The sequence below is a fragment of the Bordetella genomosp. 13 genome, assembly GCF_002119665.1.
Lineage (GTDB): Bacteria > Pseudomonadota > Gammaproteobacteria > Burkholderiales > Burkholderiaceae_B > Bordetella.
Genome location: NZ_CP021111.1, coordinates 5,272,876 through 5,290,522 on the forward strand (window position 1 = coordinate 5,272,876; position 17,647 = coordinate 5,290,522).

Genomic DNA, 17,647 nt, shown 5'->3' on the forward strand with positions numbered 1-17,647 from the left:
CCGAATGCGGCGCCTGGTCGAGTTCTTACGGTAAAGAAATCTTCCTGGGGACGCCGTCTACGCTGGATCCGAACATGACGAGCTTCGGGATTAAGCGCCGCGCCCTGATGCTGCCCGGGCTTGGTGCTCCAGCGGTCTTTGACAGCTGCATCCGGAGGTTTCCCCCCGGATACGGCCCAAAGTACAGTACGTTGCTGCCGACTCGCGGGGCTTAAGCCGCCGCGGTAGCCGTCAGCGAGGCGATTTCGACGCGAGCGCCGCCGCCCATCGTGGACGACACGGCCAGCTTGCGCAGGTAAATGCCCTTGGCGGCAGCGGGACGCGCCTTTTGCAGGGCGTCGACCAGAGCGGCCAGGTTGGTTTGCAGCTGTTCCACGCCGAACGAGGCGCGGCCGATGGTGGCGTGAATGATGCCGGCCTTGTCGGTGCGGTACTGGACCTGACCGGCCTTGGCGTTCTTCACGGCGGTGGCGACATCGGGCGTGACGGTGCCGACCTTGGGGTTCGGCATCAGGCCACGGGGACCCAGCACCTGACCCAGGGTACCGACCACGCGCATGGTGTCGGGCGAGGCCACGACCACGTCGAAGTCGATCTGGCCGCCCTTGATGCGCTCGGCCAGGTCTTCCAGGCCGACGATGTCGGCGCCGGCGGCACGAGCCTGCTCGGCCTTGTCGCCCTGGGCGAACACGGCCACGCGGACGGACTTGCCGGTACCGGCGGGCAGCACCACGGAGCCGCGAACCAGCTGGTCGGACTTCTTGGGATCGATGCCCAGTTGCACGGCCACGTCGATGGACTCATCGAACTTGGCGGTGGCGGTTTCCTTGACCAGCGACAGGGCTTCGGACACGGAGTACAGCTTGGTGCGATCGATCTTCTGAGCGATCGCGGCGGCGCGCTTGGAGAGTTTGGCCATGATCAGATCCCCTCGACGTTGATGCCCATGCTGCGGGCGCTGCCAGCGATCGTGCGAACGGCGGCGTCCAGGTCGGCCGCGGTCAGATCGGGTTGCTTGGTCTTCGCGATTTCCTCGGCCTGGGCGCGCGTCAGCGTGCCAACCTTGTCGGTGTGCGGCTTGGAGGAACCCTTTTGCACGCCGGCAGCCTTCTTGATGAGGACCGTCGCGGGCGGGGTCTTCATGATGAAGGTGAAGCTCTTGTCCGCGAAGGCGGTGATCACCACCGGAATCGGCAGACCGGGCTCCATGCCCTGGGTCTTGGCGTTGAACGCCTTGCAGAATTCCATGATGTTCAGGCCACGCTGACCCAGCGCCGGGCCAATCGGGGGGGACGGATTTGCCTTACCAGCCGGCACTTGCAGCTTGATAAAGCCGACGATCTTCTTCGCCATGCTTTGCTCCTTGCGGGTTCGAACGCCCGGCTATGCGCCAGGCTCCCCGGGGTGTGTGTAAAAAAACCGGATCAGGTCTTCTCGACCTGGGAGAAATCGAGCTCGACGGGCGTGGCGCGACCGAAAATCGTCACCGACACGCGGACCTTGCTCTTTTCGTAGTTGACTTCCTCGACATTGCCGTTGAAGTCCGCAAACGGACCTTCCTTCACGCGAACCATCTCGCCCACTTCGAACAGCACCTTGGGGCGGGGTTTCTCGACGCCCTCTTCCATCTGGGAGAGGATCTTCTCGACTTCCTTTTCGGAAATCGGCGTGGGACGGTTGCCCGAGCCACCCAGGAAGCCGGTGACGCGGTTGGTGTTCTTCACCAGGTGCCAGGTCTCGTCGGTGAGGTCCATCTCGACCAGGACGTAGCCCGGGAAAATACGACGCTCGCTGATGGACTTCTGGCCGCCCTTCATTTCGACGACTTCTTCGGAAGGCACCAGGATGCGACCGAACGAGGTCTGCAGGGCAGCGCGCTCGATGCGTTCGTTCAGGGCCTTCTGAACACTTTTTTCCATGCCGGAATAGACATGGACGACATACCAACGTTTGCTCATCGCGCCGTCCTAGTTATTTCCAACCCAGCACGAGCCCGTACAGTACCCACTCGATGCCCTTGTCCAGCAGCCACATGAACAGGCCCATGATCGCGACGAAGGCGAACACGATGCCGGTCATCTGGATGGTTTCCTTGCGCGTCGGCCAGGAAACCCGCTTGACCTCGTTGTACGACTCGCTGCCGAAGGCGATGGTGCGGCGACCGGGCTCGCTGAACCAGGCAATGACGGCAGCGAGAACCAGGCTGCCGATGAATACGCCCACCCGCGCGACCATGGGCTGCGCGCTCAGCACGGAAAAACCGACGATGCCGGCAATGACGACGAGAACGGCCAGGCCGAGTTTTACCCGGTCGGCAGTGCTGGTTACGGTTTCTACGTTGGTATTGGTAGACATTTTGCTACGCGGGCCCGTATGAGACGGTGTCCGCGCCATGCTCCGGCGGGTTGGCTGGAGGGTGCCGATCGGTGGCAGGGGCAGTAGGAATCGAACCTACAACCTTCGGTTTTGGAGACCGACGCTCTGCCAATTGAGCTATACCCCTAGACACTTGCTTGCTGTACGGTTACCGATTCGGCAGACTGCGGAACCGCACATCATACTACTTTTACAGCAAACATGGATAGAGGGCCGGATGGCCTCCCTATCCATGCGTATGGCGGCAAAGCCGCCGCTCGCGCTTAGGCGATGATCTTGGCGACGACGCCGGCGCCGACGGTGCGGCCGCCTTCACGGATGGCGAAGCGCAGGCCTTCTTCCATGGCGATCGGGGCCAGCAGCTTGACGGTCATCGTCACGTTGTCGCCCGGCAGCACCATTTCCTTGTCCTTGGGCAGGTCGATCGTGCCCGTCACGTCCGTCGTACGGAAGTAGAACTGCGGACGATAGCCGTTGAAGAACGGCGTGTGGCGGCCGCCCTCTTCCTTCGACAGGATGTACACCTCGGCGGTGAACTCCGTGTGCGGCGTGATCGAACCCGGCTTGGCCAGCACTTGGCCGCGCTCGACGTCTTCACGCTTGGTGCCGCGCAGCAGAATGCCCACGTTATCGCCCGCCTGACCTTGGTCCAGCAGCTTGCGGAACATTTCCACGCCCGTGCACGTCGTCTTCACCGTCGGCTTGATGCCCACGATTTCGATTTCTTCGCCCACCTTCACGATGCCGCGCTCGATACGGCCCGTCACCACCGTGCCCCGACCCGAGATCGAGAACACGTCTTCCACCGGCATCAGGAACGCACCGTCGACCGCGCGCTCCGGCGTCGGGATGTACGTGTCCAGCGCTTGCGCCAGCGCCATGATCGCCTGCTCGCCCAGCTCGCCCTTGTCGCCTTCCAGCGCCAGCTTGGCCGAACCCTTCACGATCGGCGTGTCGTCGCCCGGAAAGTCGTACTTCGACAGCAGTTCGCGAACTTCCATTTCCACCAGCTCGAGCAGCTCGGCGTCGTCCACCATGTCGGCCTTGTTCAGGAACACGATGATGTACGGCACGCCAACCTGGCGGCTCAGCAGAATGTGCTCGCGCGTCTGCGGCATCGGGCCGTCAGCGGCCGACACCACCAGAATCGCGCCGTCCATCTGCGCCGCGCCCGTGATCATGTTCTTCACGTAGTCAGCGTGGCCCGGGCAGTCAACGTGCGCGTAGTGACGGCTCTCCGTCTCGTATTCCACGTGCGCCGTGTTGATCGTGATGCCGCGCGCCTTTTCTTCCGGCGCCGCGTCGATCTGGTCGTAGCCCTTGGCTTCGCCGCCAAACTTCGTCGACAGAACCGTCGTGATCGCCGCCGTCAACGTCGTTTTGCCGTGGTCAACGTGACCAATCGTACCCACGTTCACGTGCGGCTTGGTACGTTCAAACTTGCCTTTTGCCATGGCTGACTCCTGACCTGGGATTGAAGCTTCTGACTTTGAAGAGAAGAACCGGGGAGAATTCTGTGGTGCCCATGACGCGGATCGAACGCGTGACCTCTCCCTTACCAAGGGAGTGCTCTACCACTGAGCCACATGGGCATGTAAAACCTGGAGCGGGTGAAGGGAATCGAACCCTCGTCGTAAGCTTGGAAGGCTTCTGCTCTACCATTGAGCTACACCCGCGGCGTACCCTTTCACCTGCGTACAACTACCCTGACCGTTGAACCTTGCGGCTCAAGCGCCCCGCAAACAAAATCCAGGCAGACTTCGCCTGGACTCTTTGCCTGGGCCTCGGGTTGCACGGGCTCGCATCGGGTTCAGCAATCTGATCGATACCGCGCCCATCCAACTGACGGCAAGAGACTCTGGTGGAGGAGGTTGGATTCGAACCAACGTAGGCGCAAGGCCAACAGATTTACAGTCTGCCCCCTTTAACCACTCGGGCACCCCTCCAGCGGAGAACTTGAAATTATGAACACTTCGAAAAGGGAAGTCAAATCAACTTGGCGGGTTTTGGGGTATCCGCGCTGAAAATTTTCTTGAGGGCGGCGGGACGCAGCCCTCTGCGCGCGGGTTCCTGGCCCCTTCAGGCCTGTTCGAACAGGGCCTGCGCTTCCGCCTGCGTCACGCCGGCCGCCAGCGCCAGCATCAGCAACACGCGCGCCTTCTGCGGGCTCAGGGGGCCTGCCGCGATGAAGTGGCGCGCGTCGTCGTCCACCTCGACGTTGCGGCCCACCCAGCCCGAGCCGGTGCGGGTCGAGCGCACGACGGCCACGCCCCGCAGGGCGGCCCTTTCCAGGGCATCCAGGACAGCGTCGCTGGCATTGCCGTCCCCTACCCCGGCCAGCACGATGCCGCGCGCCCGTGCGGCCATGAAGTCGACCACGGCGCCGTCCATGCCGGCATGAGCGTGGACGATGTCCACGACGGGCCAGTCGCGGCTGCCGTCGTCGCCACGCGGAGGAAGCGCGAAGCGCGCCGGCAACGCAGCCCCGGCAGGGCGCACGAAGCGCGGCGTGCCCGCATGCACGGTCCCGGCGCGACCGCCGTTGGGGGACGCGAAAGCGTCCACGCCATTGGCGGCCATCTTCTGCACCAGCGCCGCTTCGTGGATCTCGTCGTTCATCAGTACCAGCGGTCCGCGCCCGAAGGCCTGCGGATGCGCGGCCAGCGCCACCGCGTTGTACAGATTGGCGGGGCCGTCGGCGCCCAAAGCAGTGGCCGGCCGCATGGCGCCGACCAGGACGACCGGCTTGGACCACGGCAGAACCAGGCTGAGCAGATACGCGGTTTCTTCGAGCGTATCGGTGCCGTGCGTGATGACGATGCCGTCGATGGACGGATCGGCGCACAGGGCCTGCACGCGCTCGACCAGCGTGGCCCAGGTATCCAGGCCGATGTTCTGGCTGCCCACGCTGGCCACCTGCTCGGGCTGCAGGCGTGCCAGCCGCTGCAGTCCAGGCACCGCCGACAGCAGGGCTTCCACCGGAAGCGAGCCGGCGCGATAAGCGCCCGACGGCTCACCCGTCTGCGCGCCGGCAATGGTCCCGCCGGTCGCCAGCAGTGCGATGGTCGGCAGTGCGGCGTCAGGCATCCAGCACCCCGGAAAGGCCCTGGCGTTCGAGCAGCGAGTTCAGGTGCTCCCAGCCGTGGAAGTCGATCACGATCTGGCCCTTCTCGCGCGCGCCCACCTTCAGCGAGACGCGGGTGCCCAGATGATCCGAGAGCGCCTCCTCCAATCGCGTGACATCGCGCGAGGCGCCGTTGCCTTTCGTGCGCGGCGACGTCTCGGCGTCCTTCTGTGTACGCGCGACCAGCTTCTCGGCCTCGCGCACCGACAGGCGCTTGGCCACGATCTGATTGGCCAGCTGGATCTGGGTGGCGGCGTCCACGGCCAACAGCGCGCGTGCATGGCCCATGTCGACGTCGCCCGCCAGCAGCATGGTCTGCACGGGAGAGGCAAGGTTCAACAGGCGCAGCAGGTTGCTCGTGGCGGAACGCGAGCGGCCGATGGACTGCGCGGCCTGTTCATGCGTCAAGCCGAACTCGTCGAGCAGCCGACGCACGCCATGCGCCTCTTCCAGAGGATTCAGGTCTTCGCGCTGGATGTTCTCGATCAGCGCCATCACGGCCGCGTTCTCGTCGGCCACCTCGCGCACCAGCACCGGCACCTCTTTCAGGCCCGCCAACTGTGCCGCGCGGAAACGCCGTTCGCCGGCGATGATTTCGTACTCGCCCTGCGCTTCGCCTTGCAGCGCGCGCACCAGGATCGGCTGCATGATGCCCTGCGTCCGTACGGACTCCGCCAGCTCCGCCAGCGCGCCCTCGTCCATGCGCGTGCGCGGCTGATACTTGCCCGCGCGCAGGCGTCCCACCGGCAACACGGACGGCGGTCCGTCGGGTTGTGCAGGAGCCTTGCCCATGGTCTCGATGGCGGGCACGTCCGCGCCCAGCAATGCATCCAGACCGCGGCCGAGCCCCTTGGGTTTCTTGGTCGCCATAATGAAGTTCCTCTTTCTTGAAACGCTTGGCCGGCGGCCTCAAGGGGCCGTGTTTCCGGGCAGGGATCGATACCAGTATTCGTAGCGGTCGGAGAAGCCCAGCCGGCCATACAGGCTTCGTGCAGCGATGTTCTCCGGCTCTACCTGCAGATATGCCTGGCGCGCGCCGCGCTGCGCCGCGCACGCCATCAGGTGATGCATCAATTGCGTTGCGATGCCTACGCCGCGGCGAGCTGCCAGCGTCACGACGTCGAACACGCCCATCAGGTCGCCATCGAAAACCGCCAGAGCGGTGGCGACGCACGTGCCGTCGGCGTCGTGCGCCACGATCGGCAGCATGTCGACAGCGATGGCCGCCAGTCTCGCGGCATGCTCGGCCACTTCGGCTTCACCGGATCCACGCAGCATGCCCACGGCCGCTGCGAACGCGCTGCTGTCGACCTGGCGCATTCCGAGCGTGGACACCGTGTTGGCGAGTTCGTCAGCGACGATGTCCCGCGCCATGACGCGAGTGTGGCCGTATGCGACGAAGCCGCGCTCGCCGATGGCGCGATCTAGCGTGGGGTCCGGGCACAGCGAGGTCAACCGGAACAGAAGCGGCAGACCGTGCCGCGCATACAACGCCGAGCAGTGCGCCAGCCGCTCATCGAGCGGACGCGTGGACGCCCCGAGAACGTTGACGCTGCGCATGCGCTTGGCGCGCGAAGGCGCCCATCGCACCAGCCAGCCGTCGTACAGCATCTGCTGCCGCACCACCGTGGCGTTCAGTGCGGCCTCTTCCACGCGCATCAGGTCGGCACGCTGCGCATGCGTCGCGGCGAAAGCCGTCGGCGCGTGCAGTGTCTCGGTGACGGGCGCGCTGTGCATGGTTCAGCTCGCGGTGTCCATGGTCTTGACGCGCTCGATCATCTCCGCGCCGAAGGAGATGTAGGCCTGGGCGCCGCGCGACGCGCGGTCGTAGATGACGCCGGGCATGCCGTAGCTGGGCGCCTCGGCCAGCCGCACGTTGCGCGGCACCACCGTCTTGAAGACCTTGTCGCCGAAATGCGATTCGAGCTGCGCGGAAACCTGTTGCTGCAGGGTCATGCGCGGATCGAACATCACGCGCAGCAAGCCGATGACGCGCAGGTCGCCGTTGATGTTGCGATGGACCCGCTTGATGGTGTTGACCAGGTCGGACAGCCCTTCCAGTGCGAAGTACTCGCACTGCATGGGAATGATGACTCCGTGCGCGGCCGCGAGGCCATTGAGCGTCAGCAGCGACAGCGTGGGCGGGCAATCGATCAGCACGAAGTCATATTGTCCGGCCACGCTGAGAATAGCGGCTTTCAGCTGCCGTTCGCGCTCGTCCATGCCAACCAGGTCGATCTCGGCGCCGGCCAGTTCGCGATTGGCGGGCAGCACGTCATAGCCGCCCGGCTCCGACCGCACGCGAGCCTCTTCGATGGAAGATTCGCCGATCAGTACCTGATACAGGTTCGCCCGCAATGTGCTCTTGTCAATGCCGCTGCCCATGGTGGCATTGCCCTGCGGATCCAGGTCCACCAGCAGCACGCGTTGCCCCTGCGTGGCCAGGCCCGCCGCCAGATTGATGGCGGTGGTGGTCTTCCCTACCCCGCCCTTCTGGTTGGCGATGCAGAAAATGCGGGCGGACTTGCTGGACGAATTGGTGGTCATTGGGTTCCTTCGTGAAGATCCTTAGCGACGGCGCATCCAGACCAGGCAGCGCTGGGCATCCAGTTCGGGCACGGTCAACGGTTCGATGCGCTGCACCTGCCAGGCGCCCTGGGCATGCAGAGCGTCGATTTCTGCTTCGGGAGTCTTGCCTTTCATGGCGACGAGGTCGCCGCCTTCGCGCACATGGCGCCCCGCCAGCTCGGCAAAGTCGGCCAGCGAGGCGAAGGCGCGCGAGACGACCGCGTCGCAATTCGCCGGCTCGATTGTCTCCACGCGTGCATGCCGAGCCTGCAGATTGGATAACGACAGCGCGCCGCTCATCTGTCGCACGAACGCCATTTTTTTGTCCACGGCGTCGACGCAGGTGACGTTCCATCGAGGATGCATGGCGGCCAGGACCACGCCGGGCAGTCCGCCGCCCGAACCCACGTCCATCAGTGTGGCCTGCGGGCCCAGGGCGCGTTCGAGGGGACGCACCGCGGCCAGGCTGTCGAACAGATGGTGCACCAGCATCTGTTCTCCATCGCGGATCGCGGTGAGATTGTAGGTGCGGTTCCAGCGCTGCAGCTGGGCAAGATAGCGCAGCAGCAATTCGAGGCGGACGGGCTCGGCCTCCAGCTCCAGCTGACGACAAGCAGCGGTCAGCCGACCCAGAGCGTCGGCGGTCATGGTATCGGGTGGATTCATGCCGCCTGCTTGCGTGCGCCATACTGCAAGCGCTTCAAATGGATCAGCAGCAATGAAATCGCGGCGGGCGTGACGCCTGATATGCGCGCCGCCTGCCCGATGGTCTCGGGTCGGTGCGCCTTGAGCTTCTGTCGCACTTCGAAGGACAGGCTGGTAACGGCGTCGTAGTCCAGATCGGCGGGCAGGGATTGCTGCTCGTGGGCCGCGTGCTTCTGCACTTCGTCCTGCTGTCGCGCGATGTAGCCTGCGTACTTGGTCTGGATCTCGACCTGCTCGGCGAGGACCTCGTCGTTCACCAGGCCGGGGCCCGCAAGCAATTCGCCGTCATCCTTGCGCGCGGCCATCAGGCTTGCGTAGCTGACGTTGGGCCGCCGCAGCAAGTCTGATAGTGAGTACTCACGTTCAATTGCCTTGCCCAGCAAACTTTCGGCTTGTTCGGCCGGCAGCAGGCGCGGATTGACCCATGTGGACTTCAGGCGCTGCAGTTCGCTTTCGATCGCGTCGCGCTTGCGGCTGAATGCGTCCCAACGCAAGTCATCGACGAGGCCGAGCTTGCGGCCGATGTCCGTCAAGCGGAGATCGGCATTGTCCTCGCGCAGGCTCAGTCGATATTCCGCTCGCGAGGTGAACATGCGATAGGGTTCGGTCACTCCGCGCGTGACGAGGTCATCGACCAGCACGCCGAGATAGGCTTCGTCGCGTCGCGGCGTCCAGGGCTCCTGGCCACGTGCCTGCAAGGCGGCGTTGACCCCCGCGAGCAGACCCTGGGCGGCCGCCTCTTCGTAACCCGTGGTGCCGTTGATCTGACCGGCGAAGAAGAGTCCGGCGATGGCCTTGGTTTCCAGCGTGGACTTCAGGCCGCGAGGGTCGAAGTAGTCGTACTCGATCGCGTAGCCCGGTCGCAGGATGTGAGCCTGTTCCAGCCCCGGCAAGGAACGGATCAGTTCGTATTGCACGTCGAACGGCAAGCTGGTCGATACCCCGTTCGGATAGACCTCGTGCGTGTCCAGGCCTTCGGGCTCGAGAAAAACCTGGTGGGATTGCTTGTCCGCGAACCGATGGATCTTGTCTTCGATGGACGGGCAGTAACGCGGGCCGACTCCTTCGATCACGCCGCTGTACATGGGCGACCGGTCCAGGCCGCCGCGGATGATGTCGTGCGTCCGCGCGTTGGTATGCGTGATCCAGCAAGGCAACTGGCGAGGATGCATGGCCGCGCTACCCAGGTACGAGAACACCGGCACCGGATCCAGGTCGCCCGGTTGCTCTTCCAGCACGCTGTAGTTGATCGTACGACCATCGATACGCGGCGGCGTACCGGTCTTCAGCCTGCCCTGTGGAAGCTGCAATTCCTTCAGTCGCGCACCTAGAGATATTGCGGGTGGGTCTCCCGCGCGTCCGCCCGAGTAGTTTTGCAGGCCGACGTGGATCAGCCCGTTGAGGAACGTTCCCGCCGTCAACACCACCGACCGGGCGCGGAATTTCAGTCCGATCTGCGTCACCGCTCCGACGACCTTGTCGCCTTCGACCATCAGGTCGTCGACGGCCTGTTGAAACAGCCAGAGGTTGGGTTGGTTCTCCAGACGAGTTCGAATCGCCTTGCGGTACAGGACTCGATCCGCCTGTGCACGAGTCGCACGCACGGCCGGTCCTTTTGATCCATTAAGGATGCGGAATTGAATGCCGGCTTCATCGGTGGCAATCGCCATCGCGCCACCCAACGCGTCCACCTCTTTCACCAGGTGGCCCTTCCCTATCCCACCGATGGAGGGATTGCAGGACATTTGTCCAAGGGTTTCGATGTTGTGGGTGAGAAGCAAGGTAGAGGCGCCGGTACGTGCGGAAGCCAGGGCGGCTTCCGTGCCAGCGTGACCGCCACCGACGACGATCACATCAAATTCGCGGGGGAAATCCATGATGGGCAGAGATAAAGAGCTCGTTGCTCATTATAGGCGCAGCGGTTGGATGTTTCACGTGAAACAGCCCGATCGGCCATTGGGTCGCCTACCGTGGTGCGTCCCTGCTACACAAATCGATGTTTCACGTGGAACATGACCGACAGGAGGGCCAAGGGTGCGGCCGAACCTGTACGCGTCATGCCCGTGCCGGCTAGATAGCGGTCAGCAGCGGCTTCGACACCTCCCGACAGACAGCTTCAATCCGTTTTACCTGCCAGGTACATGACCGGCTACGGGGGTATGGAGGCTTGTACTCTCGGTCGACAACGCTCCCACCAAGCAGTTGTAGGCCGTAACGCATAACTGCCGGCCGCGCACATCGATGCCCCGCGTCTTATGCATGAGTGGGTACGCATACGTGTCCGCCTGGATAAGCGAGGTAGCGTGCGGGCTGATGGACAACGGCATCAGCAAGCGAGGGGCCGTGCCGTTGAATCCAGGCGCGAATACCACGCAAATTGCACCTCTGGACGTCAGAACCCACGCGACCTGCGGACCTCGAGCCGCCTTCAGGAAGGCAGTTGGTATACAAACCCACTCGCACTGGCTTCGGTGCCAGCGCCGGAATGGCCAGCGTGACAGCCGGCGGCATCATCACCGTCACGCCAGGCGGGCTTGGCGCGATGGTGCGCGGGGCGCATACAGCGTCCAGCGCCTCTACGCGTGAGTGAAAGAAGATGGAATGTGTCCATCCGCCGATTAGGCTCGTGTCGAACTGCGCAGAACCAACCGTTCGCCGGGCCAATCGTCTGCGTACTGGGCTGTTCCTCTGCGCACTTGGACATTCCTCTGCGTACCGAGACATTCCTCTGCATACCGCCGCCGGGCACTGCTGGTCCGGTGGTCGGCCCCTACGGCGATCTGCGCTGAGTAGCACACTGCCCTACCCTGCACTGGCCGGCCGCTCGCAGCCCGCATGGGGAACCGGGCTGTTAGACACCACCAGTCCTGCGGTCCCTGATCTCCGTCTTCTGCGCTATCGGTGGATTGTCTGCGCCGCTATGGATGATCCCTGAAGAAACCCGCCGTCCCGCGCAGCGTGCCTCCGTGCCGTACGCCAGACAGCGCCGCATGAGCCAGGAATACTGGCATGGAGGCATACGGGCACCGAGGGGCCCTGTCGCCGTTGAACGGCCACGTACCGAGACGGGCCCTGCTTCTGCACACACCGCCGCGGTCCATGGAAACCGCCCTGACCCCGGGCGGCCAGCAGACGCACACGCCTGCGAGTGAGGCGGTGGCGGGCCACCTTCGCGACGCCAGTACGCAGTACATGGACGCCGTGTTTTCACGTGAAACAATGCCAGCGGTGGACCGACTTGGCGACGGGCGAGAAAGGGCGGTAGTGACCTTCTTCCAGTGGGAGACGCGCCTAGGGTCCCCGTCGAATGCCGATGCGCTCGCTGCGCACAGCCGCTGGGAAGGTGACTTACCGGCCGGCCGTCGACGCCACCCAGCCCGCACGTGCCGCCGTCCTTGGGCGCCGGGGGAGTCGCATGCGCCCCAGCCCACACGAAGCCTAAGTGCGCAGACCTCCGTCTGCAAACGAGCGAGCTGATGACGCCATTGCAGGATCGCCGCCAGTATCGGACAAATGCCCCTTCGCTGTGGGGCGTTGGCGGTGCGCCAATCAGCGCGACTGTGCGCAATACGAGCTGCCCCTCACCGCCTCACCCACCGACCGATGTGCTATCGCGGGCCACGGTACGCCTCCACCGAATCGGGGGATGATGGCGGATACCGCCAGGGCATCTTGTTGCCACCTTCCACTTCCAATAGGCCCTCCTGGGGGGTTACAGCGCCATATCCCTTAGCCGGGCACGTAAGATCGGCACCAAGTCCGGGTGGGCAGCGGCGAACTGCTCCTCCTCTAACCGCATCCGCGGTCTGCCATACCGAAGAGCCGAAGGCCAGTTGCCCCAGAGTTCAGCGGACCCGTCTCCAGTTGGTCCGCCGCCCAGCGTCCCGTACCCAACCTGAATCGGCCCGGCGACACGATATCCCATAAGCCCATGCCGTGATACGAGCGTGCCGGCCCGTGTACCGCCGCGCCAGAGTAGATGAAACCTGTGGCGCCTGGATGGGGTGCACAGATCTTGCAGAATCGCTCGCCGATCTTTCCGGTCGGCCGGTCCCGCTGCCACCTCAGGTTGTCGCGCTAGGCCACCTCAGCGCACCGCACCTGCTGGACCGGACTCCAAGTCAGGCAGCGCCGGCATACGACAAGTTCGCGCACAGTAGCCTGGAACGATATGTCCCCGTATATATTCGGCTCCGGAATTACTCGCGTACACGGCTCGCTCATCCAAACGTCCTAGCCGAGACTCACGACCATAGTGACATTTTCATACGTACTCACTACGCTTTGTGTCGTTCCACGTGAAACCCTAAGGATGAGAAACGCCCTAATCCTTTCCCGTTGGGCGCCTCATCCGTCCGCCCGATAGCGCGTGATTGTCCATGTACGGAAGTGAAGCAGGCGGGCCGAGACAACACCCGACAGCGCGCCCCCGGGGCTGACTGCTGTAGGTTCGCAGACTGCCACAATCCCCAACGATATCCACATCTTCGTACCGTGTTCGGGCACGCAATACAAGACCCTGAGGAAGCAAAAAGGCTTGGGGATATTTCTGTGAACAACGCCTCTTCTGGGCGCCGACAGCAGGAATGCTTTTCCACATCAGCGCCGCCGGAGAGCATCAAAATCCCACCTAGGGGCCATATCGCGGCATACAAAGCAATAAGATGGTGTCAGACCCCAGCATTTCCGCTGAAAAATTCCATTTTTGCGCGATGGAGGCTGCCGGCCCTCACTTCCCCAGCACAACACTGCTGTACATGCCAAATGTGCAAAACCGCGACATGCCTGCCCCGGCCACCCTGAGGGCCGCAATGCCCGCCCGTAAATCCCGGCAAAGTAATCACCAAAGTTATCCACAGGCATCGGGACGAAGCGGCTGGACAAAAGTCAAGAAAAAATCCAAGCCGGAAATGACAACGCCCCACTCGTGCAAACGGTGGGGCGTAGCGCACGCGGCAAAAGCCGCGTAAAACCGAACGTGCGATTACAGCGGACGGATCTCCGCAGCTTGCGGACCCTTGGGGCCATCCTTCACTTCGTACTCGACTTCCTGACCTTCGTTCAGGCTGCGGTAGCCGCGGCCTTGAATCGCCGAGAAGTGCGCGAATACTTCGGTGCCACCCTCGTCCGGCGTGATGAAGCCGTAGCCTTTATCCGCGTTGAACCACTTGACCTTGCCTTTTTGAGCCATTTGTATAGCGTCCTGATGATGAAAACGAATGCAAGTGAATCAAGGACGCTGAAACCAACACCTGGCGGGCGTGAACCCAGGGGAGTGGCATGTAGGCCAATCTGGAACTGCAACCAAGCTTGCGCACTGCTTGAGTCAACTGCAGGGGCAGCATACTCACGCCGCTGAGGGGATAGAAATAGTTGTTTACCCCAATGTCGCAATTCTTTCAGTCGCCTATCAGGATGTCGCAATCAGCCCTTCAAGTAGCAGAATGGTCGAACATGCGACGCTGCAGCTTTTTTCAGTCAACGAGGTCGCCACTAGCCCCGGTCGCGGCCGCGTTACCATCCCGCCACCGCCCTTTTTCGCATCCCACCATGATCCGTTCCAAGCTGCCCGACGTGGGCACCACCATCTTCACCGTGATGAGCCGACTGGCCACCGAGCACCAGGCCATCAACCTGGGCCAAGGCTTTCCCGATTTCGATCCGGATCCCAAGCTGTGCGACATGGTCTCGCGCGCGATGCAGGCGGGCCACAACCAGTATCCGTACATGCCCGGCGTCGCACCCCTGCGCGCCGCCATCGCTGCCAAGGTGCAGTCGCTCTATGGCCACAGCTACGATCCCGAAACCGAGATCACCGTGACGAGCGGCGCCACGGAAGCGCTGATGGCAACCGTGCTGGCGGCTGTGGGTACGGGCGACGAGGTCGTGGTCATTGAGCCTTGCTACGACTCTTACCTGCCCGCCATCCGCCTGTCGGGCGGCACGGCGGTGCCCGTGCCCCTGCGTCCGCCCACCGAAAGCGACCCATACCACCGTGTCGACTGGCAGCGCGTGCGCGATGCCATCACGCCGCGCACGCGGCTGTTGATGCTGAACTTCCCGCACAACCCGACCGGCGCGGTGCTGCAGGACAGCGACCTGGACGCACTGGAGTCCATCGTGAGAGATACCGGCGTACTGCTGGTATCCGATGAAGTCTACGAGCACATCGTGTTCGATGGCGAGCCGCACCGCAGCGTGGCGCGCCGCCCCCTGCTGGCGCAGCACGCGTTCGTCATCTCGTCTTTCGGCAAGACGTACCACACCACCGGCTGGAAGATCGGCTATTGCTGCGCGCCGCGTGCGCTAAGCGCGGAACTGCGCAAGGTGCATCAGTTCATGGTGTTCACCGTGCCATCGCCCATGCAGTATGCGCTGGCCGAGTACATGCAGAATCCGCAACCCTATCTGGACCTGCCGGCGTTCTACCAGGCCAAGCGCGATCGCCTGGCCGCCGGTCTGGCGCAGACGCGCTTCCGTCCGCTACCGAGCCCTGGCACCTTTTTCTTGCTGGCCGACTACAGCCAGATATCCCAGCTGAACGAAGCCGATTTCGCGCGCGAATTGACGCTGGAATACGGCGTGACGGTGATCCCGGTATCGGCCTTCTATCGCGATCCCGACGCGGCCGATTCCAACCACGGTATCGTGCGCTTCTGCTTCGCCAAGCGCGAGGCCACGCTGGACAGCGCCATCGAACGACTGATGCGCTTGAAGTGACGCGGCGCCGGACGGACGGCGCGTAAGCACGTCCATGCCGCCCCTCAACGCGACGCAAACCACTCGGGCGGGAACGTACAACCGCCCCGTATGCAACCTCCTTCGACCGGCGAGCGGTAAAAATTCCACGCAAAAAAAGGGGCCGCACACAGCGGCCCCTGCAACGTATAGCCAGGCAAGTCAGCCCGCGACTGCCTGCACGCGCTTGCGGCGCAACAGTCGCATCAGCATCGGCACACCCACCACGGCTACGGCGGCAATCCACAATCCTTTCGACACTCCGCTTGCATACAGCACGGACAATTCGCCGTTGGTCATCGACAGCGCCCGTCGCAAGTTCTGTTCCATCATGTCGCCCAGCACCACGCCCAGCACCAGCGGCGCCATCGGCACGCCGAACTTGCGCAGGAAGTAGCCCAAGGCGCCCAGCGCCACCACCATCAGCAGATCGAACGTGCCCGCATTGATGGCGTACACGCCGATGTAGCTGATGCACAGGATGCCCGGCACCATCAGCCAGCCCGGCACGGACAGCACTTTGGCGAACACGCGCACCATCGGCACGTTCATGATGAACAGCAGCACGTTGGCGATGAACAGCGAGGCGATCAGGCCCCACACCAGCTCGGGCTTGCTGTCGAACAACACCGGCCCTGGCGTGATGTTGTATAGCGTCAGCGCCCCCATCATCACGGCCGTGGTGCCCGATCCCGGCACGCCCAGCGTGAGCATGGGCACGAAGGAACCGATGGCCGATGCGGTGGCGGCGGCTTCCGGCGCGACCAGGCCGCGCATGTCGCCCTTGCCGAACTTGGCGTCCGGATCCTTGCTCTCGATGATGCGCTTCTCCTGCGAGTACGCCACGGCCGCCGCGACACTGGCGCCCGCCCCCGGCAGCACGCCCACAACGAAGCCCACCAACGCGCTGCGCACCACGCTCCACCAGGTGAGCACCATCTCCGCCAGGTTGAACAGCTTGCGCCCGCTGGGTTTGACCTCGACGCTCTGCCCGCCCACCACCTTCTCGAGCATCTCTAGCATCTCGGCCACGGCGAACAGCGCGATCACCACCACCACGAAGTCGATGCCATCGGAAAGGTGCACCAGGTCGAAGGTGTAGCGATACACGCCCGAGTTGGCGTCCACGCCCACCACCGAGATGAACAGGCCGATCATTGCCGCCAGCACGCCTTTCACCGGTTGCTTGCCCAGCAGACTCGTCAGGCAGCAGAAGGCGAAGACCATCAGCACGAAGTACTCGGCGGGGCCGAACGCCAGCGCCCATTTCGCCAGCAGCGGCGCGAGAATGATGATGCCGGTGACCGACACGATGGCGCCGAAGAACGCCGACCATGCGGACAGCGACAGCGCAACGCTGGCCAAGCCCTGGCGCGCCAGGGGATAACCATCCAGCGTCGTCATGATGGCGCTGGCCTCGCCCGGCACGTTGAGCAGGATCGAGGTGATGCGGCCGCCGTACTCGGCGCCGACGTACACCGCGGCCAACAGGATCAGCGCGGTTTCCGGCGGCAAGTTCATCGCGAACGCGATGGGGATCAGCATGGCCACGCCGTTGATCGGACCCAGGCCGGGCAGCACGCCCACCATGGTGCCGAAGAAAGAACCGATGGCCGCGACCAGCAGGTTGGTCAGCGAGAAGGCGACGCCGAAGCCGATCGACAGGTGATCGAGTATTCCGCTCATATCAGGCCTCCCAGGATGCCGGCGGGCAGGACCACGTCGAGCACCTTGTCGAACAACAGGAAGAACAGCACGCCCATGACGGCGCCGCCCAGGGCGCTCTTGCCCCAGCCGCCGCCGAACAGGCGCCCGACGAAGACCGTCATCAACGCGGTCGACAGCACGAAGCCCAGCCACTGGAACAGCAGCGCGTAGATCGCCGCGTAGGCCACCATCATGGCGATGCGGCCATTCGCGCCGCCCGTGTTGGTTTCCACCTGGTGGCCGCCCTTGAAGGTGAGCCACAGGCCGCACAGCGCGATGATCACCGCCAACAGCATGGGAAAGGCGCGCGGACCGACGGGTTCGTACGAGAACGGCGCCTCGATATCCCAGCCGCCCCACGTGATGAAGGCAGCCAGGAGCAGGGCGAAGATGCCCAATACTCGATCGTTCATGATCAGGATTCCTGGT

At 63.8% G+C, this 17,647-nt stretch carries 15 protein-coding genes and 4 tRNA genes; 1 reads left to right on the top strand and 18 read right to left on the bottom strand.

Going from position 1 to position 17,647, the window contains the following annotated elements:
- Positions 1-211 precede the first annotated feature (211 nt).
- The 16 genes from rplA to CAL15_RS23880 form a co-directional block, all read right to left on the bottom strand.
- On the bottom strand, positions 212-919 hold the full coding sequence (gene rplA / locus CAL15_RS23805) for a 50S ribosomal protein L1 (RefSeq protein ID WP_086080766.1): 708 nt from the start codon (positions 917-919) through the stop codon (positions 212-214).
- Positions 920-921: 2 nt separating this feature from the next.
- Entirely contained in the window at positions 922-1,353 is a 432-nt protein-coding gene (gene rplK / locus CAL15_RS23810; RefSeq protein ID WP_086080767.1) for a 50S ribosomal protein L11, read from the bottom strand.
- 71 nt (positions 1,354-1,424) lie between these two features.
- On the bottom strand, positions 1,425-1,958 hold the full coding sequence (nusG, locus tag CAL15_RS23815) for a transcription termination/antitermination protein NusG (protein ID WP_086080768.1): 534 nt from the start codon (positions 1,956-1,958) through the stop codon (positions 1,425-1,427).
- Positions 1,959-1,971: 13 nt separating this feature from the next.
- Entirely contained in the window at positions 1,972-2,355 is a 384-nt protein-coding gene (gene secE / locus CAL15_RS23820) for a preprotein translocase subunit SecE (RefSeq protein WP_086080769.1), read from the bottom strand.
- A gap of 72 nt (positions 2,356-2,427) precedes the next feature.
- Positions 2,428-2,503 (bottom strand) — tRNA-Trp (locus CAL15_RS23825).
- 136 nt (positions 2,504-2,639) lie between these two features.
- Positions 2,640-3,830, bottom strand: coding sequence for an elongation factor Tu (gene tuf / locus CAL15_RS23830; RefSeq protein WP_086080756.1), 1,191 nt, complete (start codon positions 3,828-3,830; stop codon positions 2,640-2,642).
- 63 nt (positions 3,831-3,893) lie between these two features.
- Positions 3,894-3,968 (bottom strand) — tRNA-Thr (locus CAL15_RS23835).
- Positions 3,969-3,978: 10 nt separating this feature from the next.
- Positions 3,979-4,052: transfer RNA gene (locus CAL15_RS23840), tRNA-Gly, on the bottom strand.
- Positions 4,053-4,235: 183 nt separating this feature from the next.
- A tRNA-Tyr gene (locus tag CAL15_RS23845) sits at positions 4,236-4,322 on the bottom strand.
- A gap of 133 nt (positions 4,323-4,455) precedes the next feature.
- Complete coding sequence (locus tag CAL15_RS23850) at positions 4,456-5,463, bottom strand: asparaginase (RefSeq protein WP_086080770.1); 1,008 nt, start codon at positions 5,461-5,463, stop codon at positions 4,456-4,458.
- Complete coding sequence (locus tag CAL15_RS23855) at positions 5,456-6,370, bottom strand: ParB/RepB/Spo0J family partition protein (protein WP_086080771.1); 915 nt, start codon at positions 6,368-6,370, stop codon at positions 5,456-5,458. Before CAL15_RS23855 ends, CAL15_RS23850 begins: the two co-directional genes overlap by 8 nt.
- Positions 6,371-6,409: 39 nt before the next feature.
- Complete coding sequence (locus CAL15_RS23860) at positions 6,410-7,237, bottom strand: GNAT family N-acetyltransferase (protein WP_086080772.1); 828 nt, start codon at positions 7,235-7,237, stop codon at positions 6,410-6,412.
- 3 nt (positions 7,238-7,240) lie between these two features.
- Positions 7,241-8,047 carry a ParA family protein gene (locus CAL15_RS23865; protein ID WP_086080773.1) on the bottom strand — a complete coding sequence of 269 codons (807 nt, stop codon included), beginning with the start codon at positions 8,045-8,047 and terminating at the stop codon, positions 7,241-7,243.
- 21 nt (positions 8,048-8,068) lie between these two features.
- Complete coding sequence (rsmG, locus tag CAL15_RS23870) at positions 8,069-8,734, bottom strand: 16S rRNA (guanine(527)-N(7))-methyltransferase RsmG (RefSeq protein WP_086080774.1); 666 nt, start codon at positions 8,732-8,734, stop codon at positions 8,069-8,071.
- Positions 8,731-10,650, bottom strand: a complete 1,920-nt coding sequence (mnmG, locus tag CAL15_RS23875; protein WP_086080775.1) for a tRNA uridine-5-carboxymethylaminomethyl(34) synthesis enzyme MnmG — start codon at positions 10,648-10,650, stop codon at positions 8,731-8,733. The genes rsmG and mnmG overlap by 4 nt, the downstream gene beginning before the upstream one ends.
- Positions 10,651-13,757: 3,107 nt before the next feature.
- Complete coding sequence (locus tag CAL15_RS23880; RefSeq protein WP_066124644.1) at positions 13,758-13,964, bottom strand: cold-shock protein; 207 nt, start codon at positions 13,962-13,964, stop codon at positions 13,758-13,760.
- A gap of 359 nt (positions 13,965-14,323) precedes the next feature.
- Between CAL15_RS23880 and CAL15_RS23885 the strand changes: the two genes are divergently transcribed.
- Positions 14,324-15,493: a pyridoxal phosphate-dependent aminotransferase gene (locus CAL15_RS23885; RefSeq protein ID WP_086080776.1), complete on the top strand. Its 1,170-nt coding sequence runs from the start codon at positions 14,324-14,326 to the stop codon at positions 15,491-15,493.
- 180 nt (positions 15,494-15,673) lie between these two features.
- On the opposite strand, the gene CAL15_RS23890 is transcribed toward CAL15_RS23885, so the two are convergent.
- Complete coding sequence (locus CAL15_RS23890; RefSeq protein ID WP_086080777.1) at positions 15,674-17,197, bottom strand: tripartite tricarboxylate transporter permease; 1,524 nt, start codon at positions 17,195-17,197, stop codon at positions 15,674-15,676.
- A complete protein-coding gene (locus CAL15_RS23895) occupies positions 17,194-17,631 on the bottom strand; it encodes a tripartite tricarboxylate transporter TctB family protein (protein WP_086080778.1) in 438 nt (145 codons plus the stop codon). The genes CAL15_RS23890 and CAL15_RS23895 overlap by 4 nt, the downstream gene beginning before the upstream one ends.
- Positions 17,632-17,647 lie beyond the last annotated feature (16 nt).

Bases quoted from the DNA above. Each gene is read 5' to 3' on its own strand.
- nusG (WP_086080768.1), bottom strand. From the start codon at position 1,958: ATGAGCAAACGTTGGTATGTCGTCCATGTCTATTCCGGCATGGAAAAA.
- tuf (WP_086080756.1), bottom strand. From the start codon at position 3,830: ATGGCAAAAGGCAAGTTTGAACGTACCAAGCCGCACGTGAACGTGGGT.
- CAL15_RS23855 (WP_086080771.1), bottom strand. From the start codon at position 6,370: ATGGCGACCAAGAAACCCAAGGGGCTCGGCCGCGGTCTGGATGCATTG.
- CAL15_RS23885 (WP_086080776.1), top strand. From the start codon at position 14,324: ATGATCCGTTCCAAGCTGCCCGACGTGGGCACCACCATCTTCACCGTG.
- CAL15_RS23890 (WP_086080777.1), bottom strand. From the start codon at position 17,197: ATGAGCGGAATACTCGATCACCTGTCGATCGGCTTCGGCGTCGCCTTC.
- CAL15_RS23850 (WP_086080770.1), bottom strand. From the start codon at position 5,463: ATGCCTGACGCCGCACTGCCGACCATCGCACTGCTGGCGACCGGCGGG.
- CAL15_RS23865 (WP_086080773.1), bottom strand. From the start codon at position 8,047: ATGACCACCAATTCGTCCAGCAAGTCCGCCCGCATTTTCTGCATCGCC.
- CAL15_RS23880 (WP_066124644.1), bottom strand. From the start codon at position 13,964: ATGGCTCAAAAAGGCAAGGTCAAGTGGTTCAACGCGGATAAAGGCTAC.
- CAL15_RS23895 (WP_086080778.1), bottom strand. From the start codon at position 17,631: ATGAACGATCGAGTATTGGGCATCTTCGCCCTGCTCCTGGCTGCCTTC.
- secE (WP_086080769.1), bottom strand. From the start codon at position 2,355: ATGTCTACCAATACCAACGTAGAAACCGTAACCAGCACTGCCGACCGG.
- CAL15_RS23860 (WP_086080772.1), bottom strand. From the start codon at position 7,237: ATGCACAGCGCGCCCGTCACCGAGACACTGCACGCGCCGACGGCTTTC.
- mnmG (WP_086080775.1), bottom strand. From the start codon at position 10,650: ATGGATTTCCCCCGCGAATTTGATGTGATCGTCGTCGGTGGCGGTCAC.
- rplK (WP_086080767.1), bottom strand. From the start codon at position 1,353: ATGGCGAAGAAGATCGTCGGCTTTATCAAGCTGCAAGTGCCGGCTGGT.
- rplA (WP_086080766.1), bottom strand. From the start codon at position 919: ATGGCCAAACTCTCCAAGCGCGCCGCCGCGATCGCTCAGAAGATCGAT.
- rsmG (WP_086080774.1), bottom strand. From the start codon at position 8,734: ATGAATCCACCCGATACCATGACCGCCGACGCTCTGGGTCGGCTGACC.